This window comes from Variovorax sp. GW821-FHT09B01, from assembly GCF_059418345.1.
Map to the genome: position 1 here is coordinate 1 of NZ_JBWKPQ010000066.1, position 539 is coordinate 539.

The 539-nt window shown below is 69.4% G+C and carries 1 protein-coding gene; it reads right to left on the reverse strand.

Features of this window, described 5'->3' with window-relative positions:
• Positions 1 to 539 (reverse strand): ATP-binding cassette domain-containing protein (locus tag AC07RV_RS45855; RefSeq protein WP_495330678.1); only part of this gene is annotated, 539 nt, incomplete at both ends.

Below are 539 nucleotides of genomic sequence, written 5' to 3' on the forward strand. Positions count from 1 at the left end.
TCGTGCGAGATCAGGATCAGCGCCATGCCCATCTCGGCCACCAGGTTCTGGATCAGGTCGAGCACCTGCTTCTGGATGGTCACGTCCAGTGCGGTGGTGGGCTCGTCGGCGATCAGCAGGTCGGGCCCGCAGGCCAGCGCCATGGCGATGCCGATGCGCTGCCTCTGGCCGCCCGAGAACTGGTGCGGATAGGCATCCAGGCGCGAGGCCGCGTCGGGAATGCCCACGCGCTGCAGCAGGTTCAGCGCCTCGGCGCGGGCCTGCTTGGAGGTCAAGCCACGGTGCAGGCGCAGCGGTTCGCCGACCTGGCGCGCGATGGTGTGGACCGGGTTCAGGGCCGTCATCGGCTCCTGGAAGATCATGCCGATGCGGTTGCCGCGGATCTGGCACAGGGCGGACTCGGGCTGGCCGATGAGCTCCTGGCCGTCCAGGCGGATGCTGCCGGTGACCTTGGCGGTGGCGGGCAGCAGGCCCATGAGGGACATGACCGTGATGGACTTGCCGCAGCCCGACTCGCCCACGATGCCGAGGGTCTGGCC